The sequence below is a fragment of the Priestia veravalensis genome (genome assembly GCF_001457055.1).
In the GTDB taxonomy this organism is placed as follows: Bacteria; Bacillota; Bacilli; order Bacillales; family Bacillaceae_H; genus Priestia; species Priestia flexa.
On sequence record NZ_KQ758664.1, the window covers coordinates 14062 to 36276 of the forward strand.

The window sequence follows — 22215 nt, forward strand, 5'->3', positions numbered from 1 at the left end:
TTGGCTCATTCACCTGCAAAAAACGTATAAATTCATTAAAACCTTTTTGTTTGCTTTAATCTTACAGAATACATACCTAGATACACACCTAGCTTTTACGATTAAAATGGCTAATACTTGCTAATCATAGAATGTGATGGTAATTTTATATAAGAATATAATTGCTATACTTTTCAATTACTTTAAAATGATAGGTGAGAATATTGGAACAACGTGAACATCGCAAACGACATAAACAGAGAAAGAAAAAGCGAATGAGAAGATTTTTTCTTTTTTGCTCTGTAGTACTGATTGCTTTAGCTGGATATGTTTTTTATCAATATCAACAAGGGTTGGCTGAAGCAGACGGCGACTTTCAAAAAGATGGACAATTTGAATTTAACGGTAAAAGCGCCAATTTAGATACTATGAACGTTCTTCTTTTAGGGATTGATTCGCGTGGGGAAGAACATTCACGTGCTGATACAATTATGATTGCGCACTATGACAAGGATAATAACCAGCCAAAGATTGTATCTCTTATGCGAGATAGTTATGTAGATATCCCCGGGTATGGAAAAAATAAAATCAATGCAGCATATGCATTTGGGGGACCTGAGCTTTTGCGCAAAACAATAAAGGAAAATTTCGGTATCGATGTGAATTACTATGCGGTAGTAGATTTTAAAGGCTTCTCAAAAGTTGTAGATACAATTGCTCCAAATGGTATTGAAGTTGATATTAACCAAAGAATGTCCCATGGTATCGGGATGACCTTAGAACCGGGAAAGCAGACGCTTCACGGTGAAGAGCTATTAGGCTATGTGCGATTTAGACATGATAGTCAAAGTGACTTTGGACGGGTTCAAAGACAGCAAGAAGTTTTAGGTAAACTTACAGAAGAAGCGTTATCGCTTCAAACAATAGCTAAAGCACCTAAGTTATGGGGAATTATTGATCCCTATGTGGATACAAATGTACCTCCAAAGACCTTCGTATCTATAGGAAAAGATTTCTTACTTGGAAGCTCAAATGAACTTGATTCGCTTCGCATCCCTGTTGACGGTGCATTTATCAATGAACGTGTTTCAGGAGCAGGCGCTGTACTACGATTAGATTTAGAAAAGAACAGGCAGGAAATTCAAACATTCTTAGATTAAAAAGACCCAAAAAGCAGACAGTTTTCTGCTTTTTGGGTCTTTTTTTTATGTTCATACATATATTAGTTACGCTACGGAAACACGACAACGAAATCCGTGTCTACTGGAGGGACCAATGTGAAACTATATCAATATGCTCAGCGTAAAACTGATTCTATGCTTTATCAGTCTTATCATTTCAACACCATTCTTTCTCAGACGGGAGATGTAAAAATAAATTACATTTCATTAGCACCTTATGATTACGCGCCTAAAACTGAAGCCACGATTCCCAAACTACTCTTAATTATAAGCGGAGAAGGATGGATTGCTAACAGTGAAGGTCGAATTTATGTTAATTTCGGAGAAGCTGTATTTTGGAAAGCCGGTGAATACGTTGAATTTGGTAGCGCGGATGGAATGACCTGTATTAGTATTGAAGGCTTCGAAATTTCTCCAGACACGTGGCTACAAGTACTACATAAAGGTACGACCTCATCATAAAGAAAGCCGAGTCATTGCTCGGCTTTCAATTAATTTCAGTCTGATACTAACCCCTTTTTAACCAAGAACTTGCGGGCTACCTCTTCTGCTGTTTTCCCTTCAGCATTGACTTCATAATTCATTTTACGCATTTCTTCATCATTGATTTTCCCTGCTAGCTTATTGAGAATCTCCTTTAACTCAGGATGCTCTTTTAACGTTTCTGCTCTTAAGACAGGCGCACCTTGATAAGGGGGAAAGAACTTTTCATCATCTTCTAGAACTGCTAAATCATACTGTTCAATTTCTGGGTCTGTTGCATATGCATCCAATAAATTAATATCACCTGTTTGAACTGCATTATAGCGAAGCTTTGGTTCCATCGTTTTAACATTGTTTAACGCTAAGCCATACTCTTTTTGAAGACCTGCATATCCATCTTCTCGATCCTTAAATTCAAGGGTAAAGCCAGCCTTTACTTGATCAGCCACGTTTGTTAAGTCTGAAATAGTTTTGACGTTATTTTGCTCTGCAAACTCTTTTGTTACTGTTAATGTATACGTGTTATTAAAAGCCATCGGTTGAAGATAGACTAAATCAAATTCTTCCTTTAATCCTACTTTGGCTTGTTCGTATACTTCACTGGCATCTTTACTATTAGGTTGCTCTTTTAAATGCGTAACAAGCGCTGTTCCAGTATATTCTGGGTAAATATCAATTTCTTTATTACGAAGAGCTTCAAATACAAAAACTGTTTTTCCCAATGACGAACGTAAGTCTACTTTCATATTCGTTTCGTCTTCAATTAACTGTTTATACATATTAATTAAAACATCTGGTTCTGCACCAAGTTTCCCACCTATTACAAGATCTGGCTCAGTTGCTTTCATAGCTATAAACGGGGATGCAAGAATTAATACTAAAATAGCAATCATAATGATAGGACGTTTTTTCGAACCCTTCTTTGAAGAATTTTCAATTGTTCGAAGAACCACGTCAAAGACAATTGCTAATAGTGCTGCTGGAATAGCACCTAATAAAATAAGAGCATTATCACTTCGGTCAATTCCTAATAGAATTAAGCTACCTAATCCACCTGCACCAATTAATGCAACGATGGTTGCTGTTCCGATGATCAAGACCATCGCTGTACGAATACCAGCCATAATAACTGGAAGAGCCAAGGGTAGCTCGACTTTTATCAGTCGCCTAAATGAATTCATTCCCATCGCTCTTGCTGCTTCAATTAAAGATGGGTCTACTTCTTTAATTCCTGTATATGTATTACGAACAATTGGTAATAAAGCATAGAGAAATAAAGCAATAACAGCGGGAACGGTTCCTATTCCTACTACTGGAATTAATAACCCTAATAAAGCTAATGAAGGAATCGTTTGTAGAACAGCCGTTACGCCGATAATAGGCTCAGCAATTCGCTCATGCCTGGTTAAGTACAGGCCAAGAGGTACGGAAATTAATACTGCAATTAATAGCGCTAGTACGGAAATTTGAACATGTTCAAGCAGTGCTTGAACAAGCGCATCTCCCCTTTGTTCTAACAAAGTAGTTAAGCCATTCATTATACCACCGCTCCTTCTTTTGATCTATTAGACAAGAAGGCAAGGATGTTTTTGCTCGTTACAATACCAATTTTTTTTGAACCTTTATAAACACCAACACAATCGTGCTTTTGTAAAAGCTCTACAGCTTCGCCAATAGATGCAGATGATTTTAAATGTACAGGAGCTTCAATCTTTTCAAAATCTTGCTGATTTGTTTCATTAACAAATACTTCTAATGGTTGAAGCAATACGCTTCCCTGATTACCGATAAATGATTTTACGAAATCATTTTTAGGGTTTTGAACAAACTCTTTTGGTGTGCCAATTTGAACTACTTCCCCATCTTTCATTAAACAGATACGATCTCCAAGAGTCATGGCTTCGCTAATATCATGCGTAACAAAGACGAATGTCTTTTTTATCTTTTCTTTTAAAGCTAAAACGTCCTGCTGCAGCTGATCACGACTTAGCGGGTCTAGTGCACTGAAAGGTTCGTCCATAAGAATAACAGGAGGATCGGCTGCGAGAGCTCTAGCTACACCAATGCGCTGCTGTTGCCCACCTGAGAGCTCAAAAGGCTTGCGGTTTCGGTATTGCTTCGGGTCCAGTCCAACCAGTTCCAAGAGTTCATCTACACGCTTTTTGATTTTATTCTTTTTCCACCCCTTCATCTCAGGTACTACCGCGATGTTTTCCGCAATGGTCATATGAGGAAATAAAGCAATTTGCTGGAGGACATACCCAATTTCCCAGCGCAGCTCATTAATGTTGTAATCCGTTACTTTTTTATCCGCTATGTATAAATCACCACTAGTCACATCATGAAGACGATTAATCATTTTAAGCGTCGTTGTTTTCCCACATCCACTAGGACCAATAAGAACAAAAAACTCCCCTTGCCTTATTTCTAAATTAATGTCTTTGACAGCTGTGGTGCCATCTTCATACTGCTTTGAAACATTTTTAAATGTGATCAAATTTAGATGCACTCCTCGTTCAGTTTTTATCGATAACCTCTTTTACCCTAGTTTTCTTTCCATTAAACATTTTTACATTTTATCTATTTTTAGGAAAATAAATACTTTGATGAGTACAAAAAAACGAGACCCTCAAAAGGTCCTCGTTTTACTACACGTATTATGCTAGCGACAGGGATTGAACCTGCGACCTCTTGCTTACCATGCAAGTGCTCTACCTACTGAGCTACGCCAGCGTCAATCGTAATTATATCATATTTTTCTATTCTTTGAAACATTTTATTTCATTTATTATCCAAAATGTATCTATCTGATTCACTATAATCTACAAAAATTCAAATGAATGTAAGAATATCTAACAATAAAAATGAGAATTTTCTAAAAATGAGTTACACTGGTAAAACATTCAAGAAACTAGAAAGGAAGAAGATAAATGGACCAACAACAAACGCTTAAAAAATCTCCCCCAAAAACACCTTATCCGCGTGACTGTACGTTTAGCAAGGAGGATTGGACGACTCTTTCGACCTATTGGTATCCCATCGCACAAGCAGCTGAGGTAAACGAAAAGCCGCTTAGCGTTAAGCTATTAGATGTCAATTTAGTTGTATATCGCACTAAAAAACAAGTTGTCGTAGCTCGAGACCTCTGCGTTCATCGTGGCACTCCCCTTAGTATGGGTTGGGTAGAAGAGGAGGAAATTGTATGTCCTTATCACGGATTTCGCTATAACACAGAAGGAGCTTGTACATCGATACCAGCGCATCCTGATGCAAATATATCTCCTCGCCTCTGCATGACGGTTTACCCTGTTATCGAGCAATTTGGACTCATTTGGACATCGTTAACAGGCGAAATGGATAACATTCCACAGTTTCAGGCTTGGGATGACCCTGACTTTCAACAAATTGTTTGTCCTAGCTTTGATATAGGGGGTTCGGCAGGTCGACAGATGGAAGGCTTTTTGGATGTTGCACATTTTGCCTGGGTTCATACGGATACATTTGGCGATCGAAACAATGCCTTTGTTCCCAGATATAAGGTTGATAAAACAGACTATGGTTTAAACGTGGAATACTTAAGCACTGTAAGCAATTACTCTAAAGAACAAGCACACTTAAATCCAGAAAACTTTAAATGGCTGCGGGTATTTGACGTGTACCCACCTTTCACTGCTACACTAAAAGTTTATTTTCCTGAAGGTGGCCAGCTTTGGATTATGAATGCGGTTTGTCCAGTTTCCGCTCGTGAAACGCGCTTATTTGTACCTATTGCTCGCAACTTTGACAAAGATTCTCCTGTTGAAGGTGTTTATGACTTTAACCTTCGGGTATTCGATGAAGATCGCGAAATGGTTGAAAACCAAAAGCCCGAAGATCTCCCTCTTGATTTACAAATGGAAGCTCATATCGCAGCTGACCAAACATCCATTGCTTATCGAAAGCTACTAAAATCAATGGGGCTAAGCTTTATTTATACAAGTTAATTAAAAACGCGTCAGGCTAAAACTTGACGCGTTTTTATTACTCATATTTAATTCGAGCATACATGCATAAATCAACAAACATCCCTTTTGACTTTTCAACTTTTCGCAGAGTTCCCTCATACTGAAAATGATTTTTCTCTAGTAAATGAATGGACGCCTTGTTTGCTGGCTCTACTTTAGCCGATACCCTAACCATATCAAGGCTCACAAAACCATAATGAACCAATTGTTGAACTACCTCTGAACCATATCCTTGTCCCCAAAATACTTCGTCTATTTCATAGCCAATTTCTACATGCTGGTTATGAGTATCTATTTGATTAAATCCGCATGAACCAATAATCTTTGCTTGCTCTTTATGAAAGATTGTGTAGCGTAGTGCTTTTTGTTCCTTCGCTAGATTCTGTAGAAAAGCAATCATTTCCCTTGCTTGCTTTTCATCACAAAAAGAATCAATATTCATGAATTCAGTAACTTTTTGATTAGACCAAATTTTAAAAAGCTCCGGTGCGTGCTCAAGTTGGATTGGGGTTAGACAAATACGTTCACCTTGAAGAGATTGCCACATAACTCCTCATTCTCCTTTCAAGACTCATCATACTTTTTCACTATACAACGAACATATTCATAAAAAAAGGTAAGGTTCACTTATAAGTGAACCTTACCTTTTTTATTTTATTTAGCAAACTGTTCTCTTTTAACAGCTTGTTGGTCTTGTGTAACTCCGCTAACTGTTACTCGCTTCATAAAGAGCGATAAGACTAATGCCACCACTATAAGTATCGATGAAATTAAAAATGAATCATTGATCCCTTCAACCATGGCCTGCAGTCCAATTTGCTGTTGCAAATCAGCCGTTGGTGCAACGGCTCCATTACTCATTGCCTCTTTTGCTAATTCTTCTGCATGAAATTCTGTGCGGTTAGACATAACCGTTACAAGTAAAGCTGAACCAATAGCTCCTGACACTTGTTGTAACGTATTATTCATCGCTGTGCCGTGCGGATTAAATTGCTGTGGAAGCTGATTTAATCCGTTTGTCATAATGGGCATCATAACCATTGACATACCAAACATACGAGCCGTGTATAGGATAATTAGCTCCGTATATGTAGTTGTCAATGATAATTGACTAAACATATACGTCGTAACACCTGTGATAGCTAACCCAATTACAGCTAGCACGCGTGCGCCAAATTTATCAAACAGCTTGCCTGTAATTGGAGACATAATCCCCATCACTAAGGCTCCCGGTAATAACAATAATCCTGAATCTAAGGGCGAAATCCCTCGAGCACTCTGTACGTACATTGGTAGCAATAGCATTGCAGAGAATAATGCCATCGTAATAACAATTGAGATGGCAGATGACAATGCAAACATTGGATATTTAAAGATACGAAACTCTAGCATTGGTTTTTCAAGCTTAAACTGGCGAGTAATAAATAAAACCAACCCAATTACTCCAACGATAATCGTTCCGTATACTTCTAGTGATCCCCAGCCTTTATCTCCAGCTGAACTAAACCCGTACAGTAAACCACCAAATCCAAATACCGAAAGAATTAAAGAAAGCTTATCTAACTGAATATCTACCTTTTCTTTTTGATCTTTCAACAAGAAAAATGCTAATACAAGAACAACAAATGCAATTGGCGTCACAACGTGAAATAGCATTCTCCAGTCATAATGCTCAATTAACCATCCTGAAAGAGTTGGGCCGATTGCAGGTGCAAAAATCATCACCAATCCAAAAATACCCATTGCTCCCCCGCGCTTTTCAATTGGAAAGCTCGTTAACAGCACATTCATTAATAGCGGCATCATAATAGCTGCTCCTGATGCTTGAATAACACGTGCAGCTAACAATACTCCAAATTCCGGCGCTACTCCAGCTACTACTGTACCCGTTGTAAAAAGAGCCATCGCTGTTAAAAACAAGCCACGGACCGAGTATCGTTGAATTAAAAAAGCAGTGGTTGGAATCATGATACCATTGACAAGCATATAACCTGTCGTTAACCACTGAACGGTTGATGTTGTTACTCCTAACTCATTTTTTATAGATGGTAAAGCAATGTTTAATAATGTCTCATTAAGTAATGAAATAAATGCTCCTATAAGTAAAATACCAATAATTCCATATGGTGGTTTTTTTGTAGTTTGCATAAAGTTCCTCCTCTCACTAAACCGTAAGTATATTTTTTTATACTATAAGTTCACATATTGTATATTATACCTTCAGTTCATTTTTTGCAACAAAAAAAAGCTGTGATTTTAAAAGAGTTTGTGTAAACGTTTTTTCTCTTGTATCATAAATAAATAGACAGCTAGTACACTTTTATTGCAGGTGATGAAATGAATAAAAAACAAGAATTGATGCTAAAGAGCGCTCATAAGCTCTTTGTTGAAAAAGGATTCCAAGCAACATCTATACAAGATATCGTTGAAGATAGCGGCATTTCAAAAGGTACGTTTTATAATTACTTTTCGTCTAAGAATGAGCTAGTCATTAAAATTTTCGAGTCGGTTTATGATGAGTTAGAAACCAAAAGAAATGAATTTTTAATTGGCCAAAACCGTTCAGACTTAGATATATTCATTAAGCAAATTGAACTTCAGGTACAAATGCACCATCAAAATCAATTGTTTACACTATTTGAAGAGATTTTCTTTTCGAATAACGCTGAGCTAAAGGAGCATTTTAAACAAGCTCAGCTTTACGAATTACACTGGCTTTACAATCGATTAATTGACTTATTTGGCTCAGATAAAAAAGCTTACTTACTGGACTGCGCCATTATGTTTTTAGGCATTCTACACCGCAACTTTCACTACAGCGTCATGGCACACCATAACCAAATTGACGCACCTAAAATCATTCGTTATACCGTCGACCGATTAGTTCATCTAGTGAAAAATGTCTCTACTAGCCAAGAAATGCTTTTTGATCCTGACTTGCTAACACAGTGGATTCCTTTTCACAATCATTCTCCTCAAACAACAGAACAAAAGATTCGAGCCTCTATCTTATTAGTAACAAAAGAAGCGGAAGATGCTGATGATGTAGACAAGCCAAAAATTATTGAATTACTAACATTCTTACAAGAAGAGCTTATTCGTCAGCCTCAAATACGCTCGTTTGTCATTAGCAGTACTTTGCATGCTTTAAGCGAAACAGTAGTCGGTACATCAGAGGAGTTTAAACAGTTAAAAAACCTTATTCAACTCTTAATTGAAGAACAAAAAGAGCCACCTATGTAGGTAGCTCTTTTGTTTATTTTAAAGGCTTATTATTTTTAATATTTAATCCTAAGCCAAACGGGTATAGCGTTTCGCCTTTATTTGTGACAGAAGGAATAGCTACGGGAAGCTTTCCTTTTGGATCAGAAGCTCCAAAAATGGTTTTAACACCCGCTGGAATATTTGGCTGACGATAGCGTCCATTCGTGTATCCTTTAAAACCGTACACCGCCAAAACAGCATTAGCTTCTTCAAAATTTGCTATGTCATAAGGATTTCGCACACTGATTAATACAAACTTTTTACTCTGTGATTGACTGTAATTCATAACGGCTCTTGGGAAAGCTGTTGCCCATTTGGATGAATCTTGAATTGTGTCATCAATTACCCCATCGTTCACTGCCGGGTCATTTTTCACTATATATGAACCTGTGATAACATAATCAGCTTCATTTATCTTCTCTTTAGTTTCCTCTGTAAACGTCTTATTTTCAAATTCTAAACGTTCTACATCTACTGACTTAATCCTTTTTTTATCTATTAGCTCTTGAATTGTGCGCGCCATTGCATCCGTCTGGTCTTTGAAAGGGGCAACCACCAATACTTTTTCATGTTTTTTAGGTTTAAATGGCAAAGTACGCTTTTCATTTTTTAGTAATGTCACCGCTTCTTCTGCCATTTTTTCTTCTGCTTTTACATGCTCCTTGTTTCCTACTACCCTTAGAGCATTTTTCACTTTTTTATCTACATTTTGATCAGTTGCTTCGTAAATGCCTCTCTTTATTTTCAAATCAATAATTCGTTCGGCAGAGTCATTGATCTCAGCCATTGGAATTTCTCCACTATGGACTGCGTTTATTACTCCGCTATAAACATCCTCTAAATTCTTTTCCATTTCAATAGAGTTGACTTGAGCGGGCATAAGTGCAATATCTACGCCAGCATTAATAGCCATAATAACAGCCTCTTCTTGGCCGAAATTATCCGAAATAGCTTTCATATTTAATGCATCTGTAACTACAATTCCATTGTATCCAAGCTCTTTTCGTAAAAGATCGGTTATAATCCCTCTCGATAATGTAGCTGGAACCGTAATTTGTTGACCATCCTTTTTACTTGTATACGTTGTGTCATCGAGGGCTGGAAATTGTAGATGCGCCGTCATAATCATGTCTACACCTGCATCCATCGCTTGTTTAAAAGGATAAAGTTCCACTTCATCTAAGCGCTTTTTATCATGTGATACAACAGGTAAACCGTAATGGCTATCTACCGCGGTATCTCCATGTCCTGGGAAATGCTTGGCTGCCGTTGCAATATTTTGTTTTTGTAATCCTTTAATTGTTTGAACACCTAATTTTGCTACTAACTTTGGGTCTGAGCTAAATGACCGGACACCAATCACCGGGTTTCCTGGGTTATTATTCACATCAATCGTCGGAGAAAAATTTACGTTAATGCCCAAAGAGGACAGCTCTTTACCGATAATCTCTCCAGTTTTATATGCATTTCGTTCTCTTCTAGTAGCACCAAGCGCCATATTTCCTGGCAGATTGGTTCCCGACTGTAGCCTTGTAACAATTCCACCTTCTTGATCGATTGTAACAAGAAGAGGAATATCTTCACTGGCACTTTGCAAACCATTAACCAATCGAACTGTTTGTTCAGTATCTACCACGTTTTCAGCGAACAAGATTACGCCGCCAATATGGTATTTTTTTATAATACTTCCTACTTCATCATTCATTTCAGTAAATCCAACAGCCATTTTATCCCCTTGCTTCTTCCAGTTACGAAAATCTGGCATCAGCATTTGACCAACTTTTTCTTCTAGCGTCATTTCTGAAACAATGCTTTTAGCATCAAGCGTTTCTTCTGCTGATACTAAAGGAGTCTTAAATGGGATAAGGATTGAGGTAGCTAAAGCTGCTACAAGCCCTACAGACATCACTTTTTTCATAAAATCCCTCTCCTTTTCATTTTATTTATAAAGTAAATATCCTTTTCGCAACTTTTGAAATTCGTTTATCTCCGGCTTCCACTCTGCGACAATTTCTTGAATTGACTTTCCACTTTCAATGCTTTCCCTAACTGAATTATTGCCCGCTAGCAAATCAAAGAATGGTTTATTTCCAGCGTTAAACGCAAAGTGGTTTGGGTATAAATCATGAATAGTTTTTACAATTGCTACCCCTGTTTTAACAGGTTCATATGTTGATTCATTAATTACGTGAATTTCAATTCCTCCTGAAAGTTTGCCACTATGCTTAGAGAAAGAAGGAGTGAAATAGGATGGACGAAACGTCACGCCTGGAAGTGCAAGTTTATTGAGCTCTTCAGCTAAATTACCTCCGTTAATAAAAGGTGCTCCAATGGTTTCAAATGGCTTAGTTGTTCCTCTTCCCTCTGAAACATTTGTACCCTCAATTAACGAAGCTCCCGGATATACAAGCGCTGTATCTGCTGTTGGCATGTTTGGTGAGGGAGCAACCCATTCTGTAGGCAAATCTTTTGCTGTCATTGATCGTTTCCAGCCTTTCATTTTGACTACGTTTAAATCAGCTCCAATATTAAACTCTTGATTAAATAATTGTGCTAATTCACCTACTGTCATACCGTGACGAATTGGAATAGGATACATGCCAACAAATGAAGTATACTCCTCTTGTAAAACCGGTCCTTCTATCTTCTGACCACCTAAGGGATTCGGTCGATCTAGAACAACGATAGGAATGTTATTTTCTTTTGCAGCTTCCATTGCGTAGGCCATTGTATAAATATAAGTGTAAAAGCGAGTTCCTACATCTTGAATATCAAAAACCAGCACTTCAACACCCTTTAGCATTTCAGGCGTTGGCTTTTTAGTTGGACCATACAAACTGTACACAGGAAGCCCCGTTTTTTGATCAATATAGAACTCTACGTGCTGACCAGCTTGAGCATCTCCTCTCACTCCATGTTCTGGTCCGTATAGTGAGACAAGATCAAAAGCTTTATGTTCATTAAAAATATCAACAATACTTTTAAGCTCTTGATTAACACCTGTTGGGTTTGTAATGAGTCCTACTTTTTTTCCTTCTAAAAGTTGTAACTCATCTTCTAAAAGAACTTCAACACCTAACTTAAAACTCTGTTTCTTCCCAGGTCCCTTTGCTTCACTGGGTGAAGTGAAAAAAGGTACTGCTATACTAACTAAAAGAACAGCTATTAAAACTCCCATTGACCATCTCTTCATTTATAATCCGCTCCATTTCGTTTATAGTTTGAAATGGTTCCTTCTCATGCTGCAGAGTATAAAATGTCTAAAAAGGATACCTATTAGGTTTTGCAAATAAAAATCTTTTATTCTCTTATTAACCTGAGACTATAGGCTTGCTGAGCAAGTTCTAATAACTCTATATCTTCTGGATGAATATGTCCTATTACGTTAACTCGCTCATCAGCCGGCAAGTCATTCAAACCAATGTGAACTTCACCTTGGTATCTTCCATACCGCTCATTGTCCATCGTAATGGTTCCTCGCGGTCGCCTAATTGTTTGACTTGGCTTTATGCTCTGACTTGTACGCGTTCCTTGTAATCGCACAACGTCTCGTGAGCGATCAGGACGTAGTTGGTATGTACATGCTGGCAGCGTTTCCGTCACCATACGAAGAGTTAATATCCTATGCTTATTCCAATCGGCTAACGCATTTACTATCTCTTCATTGAATTCAGGATCTCCAATATAAATACTGCTAATCCCTTCTTCGACTAGACAGACTGCTGCTAACAGCGTGTTTGTGGTACGATGCTGTTCTAAAGTAGGTAACCCTTCAAACAAAGGTCCTCGTTTTTCTTTTTGCCCTGCCACAAACGCAATGATTGGAATCTGCTGTTGAAAAAACATGTGATTTTGCTGTCGAAAAAACACTTCATCCAATCCCGTTTCACGTCTTGGATAAAAGTTGTGCCATCCAACTAACTGATTTGCTTCTATGCCTGCTGTAACCAACGCAGTAAGAAAACTTTCTGACACTGTACTGGCATTAACAGCTAACTTAAAAAACTGAGAAAGGTAAATAATATCTTCTACTTCAAACCCATCGTCTAACCGAATACCCGTTACGCCTAAGGTGACTAAATCTTCTAATTGAGGAATCTGCAGATGAATAGGTGTATGTTTAGAAACATCAGCATAAACTTCCATTTCATGCTGTTTTGCTACTTGCAGTAAATGTTTAGCTTTTTGAGCAAGATGGCCTGTTTCTTCAGGAATGTGAAGCGAGGTAAACGCTCGCTTCACACCTTTTTTACTTGCTTCCATAATTCTTTGTTCAGCGAACTGATCGTTTAAATAAAAAGAAATACCTATCAATCGAACTCTCCTGCCATTTCATCTTTAAATCCAAATCCGTATGTGAATAAAAATCCTGCTATATATGCAATCAATAATCCAACTAGATATAAAATAATTTGATGTGCATGAACAAGGAACGTTAACGGTAACCCTGAAACCCCTACCGCAACAGTTGCAATATTAAAATATGCTTGGAAAGCACCTCCAACTCCAGCACCTAAACAAGCCGTTAAGAACGGTCGTCCTAGTGGCAGTGTTACTCCAAAGATAAGTGGTTCACCAATTCCTAACATTCCTGAAGGTAACGCTCCACCAATTGCTCGTTTTAAACGTTTTTTCTTTGTCTTTGCATAAATAGCAAAAGCGGCTCCTACTTGACCCGCTCCGCCCATCGCAAGAATAGGTAATAAAGGGTCATCCCCGATTGAATTGATGAGTTCTAAGTGGACAGGCGTTAACCCTTGATGTAGTCCCGTTACAACAAGCGGTAAGAATGCTGCCCCTAGTACAAAGCCAGCCACAATCCCTCCTAAGTCAAGCACGCTCAGTAACCCTTTTGTAATTAAATCTGAAATGAATCCTCCAAGAGGCATAAAGACGATATACGTAACAATTCCAGTAACAAGAAGAGCTACAGTAGGTGTTACAATAACATCCAAAGATTGAGGTACAAACGGTCGAACTTTTTTCTCAACAATGGCAATAAAAATAGCGGCAAATAATACGCCAATTAAACCGCCTCGACCAGGCAATAACGCTTCTCCAAAAAGCTGAATGTCTCCCACCGCTGGATTTATAACTAAAATACCAGCCAGACCTCCTAAAGCTGGTGATCCACCAAACTCTTTTGCTGCGTTAATCCCAACTAAGATACCTAGATAAGCAAATAAACCGCTTCCAATAGCTGTTAGAATTAAAGCCAGCTGTGAATCTGCTGCTAACCACTCTGCCTGCACAACTGACTTTGTAATTCCTGTAATTAATCCAGAGGCTACAAGAGCTGGAATTAATGGAATAAAAATACTTGCGATTCTTCGTAAAAACAGCTTAAACGGTGTTTGATTTTTTGCTTTTAGTTCACTCTTCTTTTGAGCAGCTCGTTCGCTTAAATCAAGACCACCAGCTTCATCTATCAGCTGACCAAATGCTTCTGTTACCACCGTAACTTTACCCGGTCCCAAAATAATTTGAAGCGTCTCTTCTTCTACGACTCCTAATACACCTTCCGTACGCTTAATAGTGTCTAAGTTTACTAGACTGGCATCTATTACTTTTACTCTTAAACGCGTCATACAATGAGTATATTCGTTAATATTACTAGCGCCTCCGAGATTTTCTAATATTGATTTTGCTAACACTTTATTTTCTGTTGACATGCTAGCTCCCCCTTTGTTTTACTGTTTCTCCAAAGTTTTGATGTATAGAACCTTACTTTTGTTTATCTTTTAAGAATTGAATTGCTTCTCTTGTACGATCTATATATCCAACAGTTTCATCATATTTCGTACTTGCCATGGCCAAAAACAGTGTATCAATGACGTAAAGCTGAGCCAACCTTGATGAAGTAGCTGCACTTCGAAACGGCGCTTCTCTTGTATAGGAAGTATGAAGTGAAATATCTGTTAGAGCTGATACTGACGATAACCCTTGCTTTGTTAAGCTAATGGTTGTTAAACCTCGCTTTTTTGCTAAGGATAAAATATTAATAACCTCAGATGTTTCTCCTGAAAAAGAAATCCCTACGACAACATCATCAGCTCCTGCATTTGCAATTAAAGTCGCTACTATATGCACATCAGTAAAGGCTGTCGCTCCCTTATTCACTCGTAAAAACTTCTGCTGCGCATCCATGGCAATGATGTGAGAAGCTCCAACACCAAAAAAGTGTATGGTTCTTGCCTTGCTTAAAGCGCTAACGGCTCTTTCAATTTCTTCGTGCTGTAATAGCTCAGAAGTATCACTAATGCTTTGAACGCTATTAATTGTTGTTTTTTTTACAATAGATTGTATCGTATCGTGAGGTGTAATATCACGATATCCTTGCTCCACTTTTGTGCTTAAATCTCCTGCTATCCGAACCTTTAAATCTTGAAACCCCTTTACACCCAACGATTTACAAAGGCGAATAACAGCAGCTCCGCTAGCACCTGCTAATGAACCTAATTCACCAGCTGTGTAATCCATCACGGCTTCAGGTTGAGCTAAAATATATTCTGCGATTTTCTTCTCAGAAGCAGGTAGCTGTGGAAGTAGAGCGTGAATGATTCTTAATCCGCCTGTCGCCATTTTTCTCTCTCCTTTTCACTTGCTGCGCTCGATTGCTTTTCTAACGTACCCATCATTTTTTTCTAGGAGAGTTCGTGCTTCTTCAACTGTTGTTTGCGTTTTAATCATAACAATAGCTGTCTTCACTTCATTATTAGCCTCTTCTAGCGCTTTTTTCGCTTCTTCATATGGTGCTGCTGTTACTTTTTCGATAATTCCAACTGCTCGTTCTTTTAACTTGTAATTACTTACATTTACGTCAACCATTAAATTTCCATATGCTTTTCCGAGTTTAATCATAGAAGCCGTTGAAATCATATTTAAAATCATTTTATGAGCTGTTGCAGACTTTAAACGTGTTGATCCTGTTAAAATTTCAGGGCCTACAATTACTTCTATTGCTCGATCCGCCACTTGCGAAATAGCTGCATTTTCATTACACGATAAGGCAATGGCTTTCGCTCCAATGCTTTTCGCATACCGCAAAGCTCCAATTACATACGGGGTTCTTCCACTAGCAGCGATTCCAATAACCGTATCAGCGCTTGTTAATTCAATTCTTTGTAGATCCTGCACACCGCCTTCTTCACTATCTTCTGCTCCTTCAGCCGCTTTTGTAAATGCACCTGCTCCTCCAGCCATAATTCCTTGTACAGCGGATGGATGCGTACTAAAAGTAGGAGGACACTCGACAGCATCTAGAACACCTAATCGACCACTTGTACCAGCGCCGATATAAATGAGTCGACCACCGGCTTTTAAAGACTGGACGACATATTCAACGGTTGCTTCGATATCTGGTAAAACTGCATTAACAGCTACAGCTACTTTTTGATCTTCTTCGTTCATAATACGTAAAATATCAGCTGTATTTTCAGCATCGATATTCATTGTGCGTTCGTTGCGAGATTCTGTTGTTAGTATTGTTAGGTTTCTGTCCATGACTTTTCCTCCTGTAAAACAGTTAAATTTACATTCATTATAATTTCATTAAAATAAAATTTCAATAACTAATTAAACTTATTAAAATAAAATTTCAAATAGAACTTTTTCTTTTCTACGTAAAAAAAACATGCGCTGATTAACAATCTGCACATGCTTCTAAGCACCGATTTATTTTCCCCCTGTATATGAACTGTAATCGTAAAATCTACACGCTTTGGAAAGTAGTTTTTGAGCTTAATTGTTTCATATAAAACCCCGTCATAAATAAAGCGTTCACGTAAAATTTCAATTGATTCACGCCATAAGATAAGGTTTTCTTCATTTTTTATATGGGGATTGGTTAATCGAATAGTTGCCATATAATTTTCATCAGCATCTGAAGCTAATAGAATTGGATCCTCACCATTTATCTTTATGTTAAGTCCACTCAAAAAGCGAGTGTCCTTCGTATACAAACCTAAACCGTACTGATGATTTTTGGTTATATTTCCCATTTGATCTGTTAACAGAAATAAATCATTTTCTTTAATTACACGATAATCCATTACTCCTCCTCCTATTTACCAAAACGTTTTGGATTTACTTCACAAGGAAAATCCGAAACGTTTCGGATTTTCCTTGTATTAAAAACCACTTATTCGTGGCTTTTAGCTGTCGTTTCTCTAATAATAAGTTCTGTTTCTAAATATCGCTCCATATTTGTAGAACGATTCTCTAATATCTCAATCAATAAATCTGCGGCTTCATATCCTATCTGATACACTTCTTGCCCTACTATTGTAAGTTGAGGTGATGAGTAAGCAGCAAGCACAATATTATCGTAGCCCACGATAGAAATCTGATCAGGTACACTTCGCCCTAAACGCTTACAAGCCTTTAATGCACCTAATGCCATCAAATCACTTGCACAAAAAAGAGATGTGATTTCTTCGTTATTTTTTAATAGCTCATACGCTTGTTGTTCTGCAACGGCTTCTTCAAACTCCCCGTTTACAACCCAATTTTCACGTATATCAATACCATGCTTTTCCAACGTGTCTAGATACCCTCTAAGCCTTTCTTGACTCACAAACGCATCCTCACTTCCGTTTACCATTCCGATGTGCACATGTCCTAATTGCACTAAATGTTCAACTGCTTTCTTAGCCCCTAGCTTGTTATCTGTTGTCACATAACCAACTAAATTGGAACGAATCGGGATATCGACAAGGACACAGGGAATGTTGCTTTCAAGCACTTCCGTTAGATACGGATCATCCTTTTTAATTCCTTGAATGATTGCCCCATCCACTCTTCTTTCTTTGCAAAGCTGCGTATACGTTTTTTCGCGTTGTTTTGTTGTATTGGTATTAAATAAAATTAAATCATAGCCTAAAAGAGAGGCTCTTTCATTTACTCCACATAAAACTTCAAACGTAAAATTATCTTTGACACTTTCTCGACTAATTCCTGAAACAAGTAGACCGATTGTCTTCGACTTTTGCATGACCAAACCACGAGCTAAAGTGTTTGGGCTATAATTCAGCTTCTTAGCTACATTTATAATCTTTTGCCTAGTCTTTTCATTCACATCGGAATACCCATTTAATGCACGAGATACCGTCGTAATAGAGACGCCTGCAACTTTCGCAATATCTTTTATAGTTGTCAATTACACTTCCTCCAAAACGTTTCGGATAACTTATGAGAACATTGTAACGCTTTCAAAATGATTTTTAAAGACAAAAAAAACACCTAAATTAAATTAATCTATTTTAGGTGCTGTTTTTGTACAAAGTGGTAGCTCAATTGAAAAGCATGTTCCTTTTCCTTTTTCACTCTTCACGTGAACCTTCCCCTGCATATAGTGAATAATGCGGAAAGAAACCATTGTTCCTAAGCCCGTTCCTTTTTCCTTGGTTGTAAAATAAGGTTCGCCTAACCGGCTAATCTGCTCACTCGTCATTCCACACCCCGTATCATGAATCTCTACCGTAACTGTTTCTCCGCTTTTTTTCAGCTTTACTTCGAGCTTCCCTCCATTAGGCATTGCTTCAATACTATTTTTGACTAAGTTAATAAAACACTGCTGAAGCTTCTTTCGTTCTCCACACACCTTAGCTTGCCCATGCAAAAGAGAGGGAGGCGGTAAAACGACACCGTTCATATTTGCAAGTGGTTTCATAATTTGTAAAACATGTTGAATTTCTACTCCTACATCTACTTGTTCCGGTCGCTCAGGGGCTGAATTTGCAAAGAGTAAGTAATCATCAATAATATCCTTCGCACGATCAAGTTCATCAATTGCAATTGATAAATACCGCTTTTTTATGGGATTTTGTTCATCTTCCCCTAGCATTTGCATAAAACCTCGACTAGCAGTTAATGGATTGCGCACTTCATGTGAAATACTTGCAGCTAGGTGACTGACGACTTCTAGTTTTTCAGCTTTCACCAATCGTTTAAGAATTGATAGATTGGTTCGAATAGCTTCCCATAGAACCGTAATAACTAGCGTACCAATTACATCTAAGCAAACAAATTCAATCCACAAAAAAGTTGGCAGCGCAATATCAAAAACAAAAATCGAGACTCCCATAGCCAAAAGTGCACCTACGAGACTTATTAATGTACTTGCTATGATTCTTTGTTGCAAAGACATGGCTAAATATTTCTTCGCAATTATGAATAATGGGATACTTAAAATTGGTAAAGATATTAACGTAACGTAAAATCCTACTCCGCCTATTAAAAAACGTATGGTTAAAATCAATACCAAAAGAAAGGTTCCAAATCCCGCTCCCCCATACAGTGTTCCTAAGATATATGGGATACGTCGAAGGTCAATATTATATCTATCAGGGACAATAACGGCATCAACAGGAAAAAGCATGCATAACAAGATAGAAAGGATTGGAAATATTGCTATCGTCCAATTTTTCAACCAATCTATTTGTTTTGCATACTTTAATAAATAGTACATTTGAACTAAAAATAATGGTAATAATATAAATAAAAAGTTAATTAACAAATCTTTTGTGAAAAAGCTCATTCATTCACCGGTCTTTCAACATATTCTTCAACTAGCTCTGCTTATCTACTTGTTAGAATACTGCATTCTCACCTTTTTTTAAATAGCTTTTTCACAATTTGTTACAAATTTGGTTGAATTATTGCGATATTTGATTCACTCTATGGCGAGCGGTTTCATATTCTTCTATCATTTGATTAAAAAGTTCTTGTACAGTTGGAATAGTTGAAATTAAGCCAATAACTTGTCCGGCCCAGCCGAATCCTTCTTTTTCATTGTTTTCGTATATATAACGGCAGTTAGCTTTTCCACTAATTACGTCTTGTAATTCTTCGTACCGATCTCCCATATACTCACGTTCTACAATAGAAAGCGTATAATCTGACTTTAATACGCGCCCGGGTGCACCCAAAGAACGCTTGATAACAATCGTGTCTCTTTCGGTCCCTTCAACAATTGCTTGTTTGTAACGTTCGCCTGCGTGTACACATTCCTTTGTAGCAATAAATCTTGTTCCCATTTCAATTCCCTCTGCTCCGAGAGCAAATGCTGCTAAAAGACCTTGGCCGTTTCCTATTCCCCCACTGGCTAATACAGGAATGGACACTGCTTGAGCTACTCTAGGAATCAGTACCATCGTTCCTAAATCATCTCTTCCAATATGCCCACCAGCTTCTTGACCAACAGCCATAACCGCATCTGCACCTAGCTCTTCTGCTTTTTGTGCTTGCCTTACGTTAGAGACAAGCACCAACGTTTTAATACTAGTGCCCTTTAACTTTTCAATAATTGGCGCTGGATTCGCTCCTGTAATAGAAACAACCGGTACTTGTTCAGTAATTGCTACTTCTAAAAGTTCTTCATAAGAAGTGCCGGTTTGCCCTCCAACAGCAAAGTTAACACCAAAAGGAAAAGAAGTAAGCGCCTTAACCTTATGAATTTCACGGGTAAGGTTTTCTTTTGTCTTTAAAGTCATAGCCGTAATTTGTCCAAGTCCACCTGCGTTTGATACAGCTGCGGCTAGCTCACTATAAGCTAGATAAGCAAGGCCGCCTTGAACGATTGGATAGCGAATTCCTAGTAACTCCGTAACACGTGTTTTCATTAATTGTTCTCCCCTTTCACACCAAACCTATCTTTCATTATGCCAAAAAGTTCCTAGTACCTCTACTATATTCTCCCTCCTTTCTTCTATGTCTTTCGTGAAGCTAAATATATGTTAGAATAAAAGTGGAAATCAGCATGAAAAGAAGGCATACTTCAAATGCATATTTCAATTATTTTAACAATGCTAGCTGTTGGGCTTATTCTAGGCTTTGTAGGAGCAGGAGGTTCTGAATTTATTATCTCTCTTTTAACATTATTTTTTAATGTTCCCGTTCATATCGCTTTAGCCACTGCTCTAGCAGCAATGATTTTCTCTTCTCTTTCAATTGCTATCAGCCACTATCGTGAAGGAAACGTTTCACTTAAATCAGGCATTATTGTTGGGATTGTAGGGGCTTTGGGAGCATGGCTCGGCTCGCACTTTTCAAGCTTTATACCAGATGATCAGGTTATTATCAACAGGGCTTCTTAGATATTCAATTATTATTTGAGGTAGTTGTAGGAACAATGGTAGGTTCATATATCGGTGCCAAGTTTACAAAACGCGTACCAACACCCGTGTTAAAAACATCTCTTGTTGCTTTACCTATTTTTTCAGGCTTTTTGCTTATTATATAAAAAAGCGCATTCCCATGCGCTTTTTTAGTTTATTGAACAACTAGCTTTATTTGATTTTGTGAAGGATCTTTTGTAAAGATAGCTTGATCTTCTTTACTAATTACTGCGCCTATGTCTTTCAAACGATCCACCACTACCTCTCGCTTTTCTTCATCTGGAAACTCAATTGTAAAATACTTCATTCCAGGACTTTTTTCAGACGGTGCATTCGCGCCTCTTCCGTTCCAAATATTCACTCCAATATGGTGATGATATCGTCCTGTAGACATAAACAATGCTTGGTTAGGGAAACTGCTAACGACATCAAACCCTAACTTCTCATAAAACGCTCTCGTTTCTTCTAAGTCAGCGACGTGCAAATGAATATGCCCCATTACTGTATGAGCCGGTAACCCTTCCCACTTTTCATTTGTTGCTTCTGCTAAAACAGCTTGAGCATCAAGGGGAAGCGTAGCCATTTTAACTTCATCATCATTCCACTCCCAATTAGCATCAGATCGATCTCGATATATTTCAATTCCGTTCCCATCAGGATCAGCTAAGTATATCGCTTCACTAACTAAGTGATCCGAAGCCCCCTGCACTGGATACCCTGTTTTAACTAAATGACGAATAATCTCACCTAAGGCTGCACGTGATGGTAATAATAAGGCAAAATGATAAAGACCGGTTTTACGTTCCTGCTTTGGTTCTGGACTAGAAAGCTGCTCTAATGTAACGAGAGGTGTTTTTCCGTCTGCTGTTAATACGGCTTTCATACTGGATTTTGTTAGAACTTGAAAACCTAGCACTTCTTCATAGAAACGCAGCGATTTTAAAATATTATTTACACGAAGCGCAACCTGACTAACGAATGTATGAGGCTTTTGATGAAATGACATTTCTTTCTCTCCTTCTTTTTCATATAAAATGGAATCCCAAATATTTATTTTATATAATTAACTTACTTTATGTAAGTAAATTCACTAGCGTCGCATTAAAATAATTCAAAGCCCTTTATAAATCTGAATTTTCTGCAATATTATTCATGCACAAAAAAATCCTTTATAATGGTTGGGTGGTA

18 protein-coding genes, 1 tRNA gene and 2 pseudogenes are annotated in these 22215 nt (G+C 37.8%); 5 read left to right on the top strand and 16 right to left on the bottom strand.

Annotated features, from left to right (window positions below; all coding sequences use genetic code 11):
* Nucleotides 1-254: 254 nt before the first annotated feature.
* Complete coding sequence (locus AS180_RS14200) at nucleotides 255-1139, top strand: LCP family protein (RefSeq protein WP_374699996.1); 885 nt, start codon at nucleotides 255-257, stop codon at nucleotides 1137-1139.
* A 117-nt stretch (nucleotides 1140-1256) separates the two neighbouring features.
* Complete coding sequence (locus tag AS180_RS14205; RefSeq protein ID WP_025910794.1) at nucleotides 1257-1622, top strand: hypothetical protein; 366 nt, start codon at nucleotides 1257-1259, stop codon at nucleotides 1620-1622.
* A 35-nt stretch (nucleotides 1623-1657) separates the two neighbouring features.
* Here the strand turns inward: AS180_RS14205 and AS180_RS14210 are convergent, their stop codons facing one another.
* The 3 genes from AS180_RS14210 to AS180_RS14220 form a co-directional block, all read right to left on the bottom strand.
* Nucleotides 1658-3181 carry an ABC transporter permease/substrate-binding protein gene (locus AS180_RS14210; protein WP_025910793.1) on the bottom strand — a complete coding sequence of 508 codons (1524 nt, stop codon included), beginning with the start codon at nucleotides 3179-3181 and terminating at the stop codon, nucleotides 1658-1660.
* Entirely contained in the window at nucleotides 3181-4140 is a 960-nt protein-coding gene (locus AS180_RS14215) for an ABC transporter ATP-binding protein (RefSeq protein WP_062686963.1), read from the bottom strand. Before AS180_RS14215 ends, AS180_RS14210 begins: the two co-directional genes overlap by 1 nt.
* Nucleotides 4141-4303: 163 nt before the next feature.
* A tRNA-Thr gene (locus tag AS180_RS14220) sits at nucleotides 4304-4376 on the bottom strand.
* 197 nt (nucleotides 4377-4573) lie between these two features.
* Here AS180_RS14220 and AS180_RS14225 point away from each other — a divergent pair.
* A complete protein-coding gene (locus AS180_RS14225; RefSeq protein WP_061785259.1) occupies nucleotides 4574-5626 on the top strand; it encodes an aromatic ring-hydroxylating oxygenase subunit alpha in 1053 nt (350 codons plus the stop codon).
* Between the two features lie 37 nt (nucleotides 5627-5663).
* On the opposite strand, the gene AS180_RS14230 is transcribed toward AS180_RS14225, so the two are convergent.
* Nucleotides 5664-6194, bottom strand: a complete 531-nt coding sequence (locus tag AS180_RS14230; RefSeq protein WP_025911376.1) for a GNAT family N-acetyltransferase — start codon at nucleotides 6192-6194, stop codon at nucleotides 5664-5666.
* A gap of 107 nt (nucleotides 6195-6301) precedes the next feature.
* Nucleotides 6302-7795, bottom strand: a complete 1494-nt coding sequence (locus AS180_RS14235) for a DHA2 family efflux MFS transporter permease subunit (RefSeq protein ID WP_062686964.1) — start codon at nucleotides 7793-7795, stop codon at nucleotides 6302-6304.
* 189 nt (nucleotides 7796-7984) lie between these two features.
* On the opposite strand from AS180_RS14235, the gene AS180_RS14240 reads away from it, so the two are divergent.
* Nucleotides 7985-8890, top strand: coding sequence for a TetR/AcrR family transcriptional regulator (locus AS180_RS14240; protein WP_025911378.1), 906 nt, complete (start codon nucleotides 7985-7987; stop codon nucleotides 8888-8890).
* 13 nt (nucleotides 8891-8903) lie between these two features.
* Here the strand turns inward: AS180_RS14240 and AS180_RS14245 are convergent, their stop codons facing one another.
* The 10 genes and pseudogenes from AS180_RS14245 to AS180_RS14290 all read right to left on the bottom strand — a co-directional run bounded on the left by AS180_RS14245 (nucleotide 8904) and on the right by AS180_RS14290 (nucleotide 20532).
* Nucleotides 8904-10829 (bottom strand): glycoside hydrolase family 3 protein, encoded by a 1926-nt coding sequence (locus tag AS180_RS14245; protein WP_062686965.1) that lies wholly within the window; start codon nucleotides 10827-10829, stop codon nucleotides 8904-8906.
* A 21-nt stretch (nucleotides 10830-10850) separates the two neighbouring features.
* Entirely contained in the window at nucleotides 10851-12104 is a 1254-nt protein-coding gene (locus tag AS180_RS14250) for an exo-beta-N-acetylmuramidase NamZ family protein (protein ID WP_025911380.1), read from the bottom strand.
* Nucleotides 12105-12211: 107 nt separating this feature from the next.
* Nucleotides 12212-13225, bottom strand: a complete 1014-nt coding sequence (locus AS180_RS14255) for a MupG family TIM beta-alpha barrel fold protein (protein ID WP_062686966.1) — start codon at nucleotides 13223-13225, stop codon at nucleotides 12212-12214.
* On the bottom strand, nucleotides 13222-14583 hold the full coding sequence (locus tag AS180_RS14260; protein ID WP_025911382.1) for a PTS transporter subunit EIIC: 1362 nt from the start codon (nucleotides 14581-14583) through the stop codon (nucleotides 13222-13224). The genes AS180_RS14255 and AS180_RS14260 overlap by 4 nt, the downstream gene beginning before the upstream one ends.
* Before the next feature lie 52 nt (nucleotides 14584-14635).
* A complete protein-coding gene (locus AS180_RS14265) occupies nucleotides 14636-15493 on the bottom strand; it encodes a MurR/RpiR family transcriptional regulator (protein WP_025911383.1) in 858 nt (285 codons plus the stop codon).
* A 15-nt stretch (nucleotides 15494-15508) separates the two neighbouring features.
* Nucleotides 15509-16414: an N-acetylmuramic acid 6-phosphate etherase gene (gene murQ, locus AS180_RS14270; RefSeq protein ID WP_062686967.1), complete on the bottom strand. Its 906-nt coding sequence runs from the start codon at nucleotides 16412-16414 to the stop codon at nucleotides 15509-15511.
* A 176-nt stretch (nucleotides 16415-16590) separates the two neighbouring features.
* Nucleotides 16591-16962 (bottom strand): annotated as a pseudogene (locus AS180_RS14275) (glycogen debranching N-terminal domain-containing protein); the annotation flags it as partial.
* Between the two features lie 89 nt (nucleotides 16963-17051).
* Complete coding sequence (locus tag AS180_RS14280) at nucleotides 17052-18068, bottom strand: LacI family DNA-binding transcriptional regulator (RefSeq protein ID WP_062686969.1); 1017 nt, start codon at nucleotides 18066-18068, stop codon at nucleotides 17052-17054.
* Between the two features lie 93 nt (nucleotides 18069-18161).
* Nucleotides 18162-19379, bottom strand: a complete 1218-nt coding sequence (locus tag AS180_RS14285) for an ATP-binding protein (protein WP_226372972.1) — start codon at nucleotides 19377-19379, stop codon at nucleotides 18162-18164.
* A gap of 187 nt (nucleotides 19380-19566) precedes the next feature.
* Entirely contained in the window at nucleotides 19567-20532 is a 966-nt protein-coding gene (locus tag AS180_RS14290) for an NAD(P)H-dependent flavin oxidoreductase (RefSeq protein WP_062686971.1), read from the bottom strand.
* A 159-nt stretch (nucleotides 20533-20691) separates the two neighbouring features.
* On the opposite strand from AS180_RS14290, the pseudogene AS180_RS14295 reads away from it, so the two are divergent.
* Nucleotides 20692-21152, top strand: a pseudogene (locus tag AS180_RS14295) (sulfite exporter TauE/SafE family protein).
* 29 nt (nucleotides 21153-21181) lie between these two features.
* Here AS180_RS14295 and AS180_RS14300 read toward each other — a convergent pair.
* The gene (locus AS180_RS14300; protein ID WP_061785274.1) at nucleotides 21182-22033 is read right to left on the bottom strand and encodes a VOC family protein; all 852 of its coding nucleotides are present in this window, start codon (nucleotides 22031-22033) and stop codon (nucleotides 21182-21184) included.
* Nucleotides 22034-22215 lie beyond the last annotated feature (182 nt).

Bases quoted from the DNA above. Each gene is read 5' to 3' on its own strand.
- AS180_RS14200 (WP_374699996.1), top strand. From the start codon at position 255: ATGAGAAGATTTTTTCTTTTTTGCTCTGTAGTACTGATTGCTTTAGCT.
- AS180_RS14210 (WP_025910793.1), bottom strand. From the start codon at position 3,181: ATGAATGGCTTAACTACTTTGTTAGAACAAAGGGGAGATGCGCTTGTT.
- AS180_RS14225 (WP_061785259.1), top strand. From the start codon at position 4,574: ATGGACCAACAACAAACGCTTAAAAAATCTCCCCCAAAAACACCTTAT.
- AS180_RS14230 (WP_025911376.1), bottom strand. From the start codon at position 6,194: ATGTGGCAATCTCTTCAAGGTGAACGTATTTGTCTAACCCCAATCCAA.
- AS180_RS14235 (WP_062686964.1), bottom strand. From the start codon at position 7,795: ATGCAAACTACAAAAAAACCACCATATGGAATTATTGGTATTTTACTT.
- AS180_RS14240 (WP_025911378.1), top strand. From the start codon at position 7,985: ATGAATAAAAAACAAGAATTGATGCTAAAGAGCGCTCATAAGCTCTTT.
- AS180_RS14245 (WP_062686965.1), bottom strand. From the start codon at position 10,829: ATGAAAAAAGTGATGTCTGTAGGGCTTGTAGCAGCTTTAGCTACCTCA.
- AS180_RS14250 (WP_025911380.1), bottom strand. From the start codon at position 12,104: ATGAAGAGATGGTCAATGGGAGTTTTAATAGCTGTTCTTTTAGTTAGT.
- AS180_RS14260 (WP_025911382.1), bottom strand. From the start codon at position 14,583: ATGTCAACAGAAAATAAAGTGTTAGCAAAATCAATATTAGAAAATCTC.
- AS180_RS14265 (WP_025911383.1), bottom strand. From the start codon at position 15,493: ATGGCGACAGGCGGATTAAGAATCATTCACGCTCTACTTCCACAGCTA.
- murQ (WP_062686967.1), bottom strand. From the start codon at position 16,414: ATGGACAGAAACCTAACAATACTAACAACAGAATCTCGCAACGAACGC.
- AS180_RS14285 (WP_226372972.1), bottom strand. From the start codon at position 19,379: ATGTACTATTTATTAAAGTATGCAAAACAAATAGATTGGTTGAAAAAT.
- AS180_RS14290 (WP_062686971.1), bottom strand. From the start codon at position 20,532: ATGAAAACACGTGTTACGGAGTTACTAGGAATTCGCTATCCAATCGTT.
- AS180_RS14300 (WP_061785274.1), bottom strand. From the start codon at position 22,033: ATGTCATTTCATCAAAAGCCTCATACATTCGTTAGTCAGGTTGCGCTT.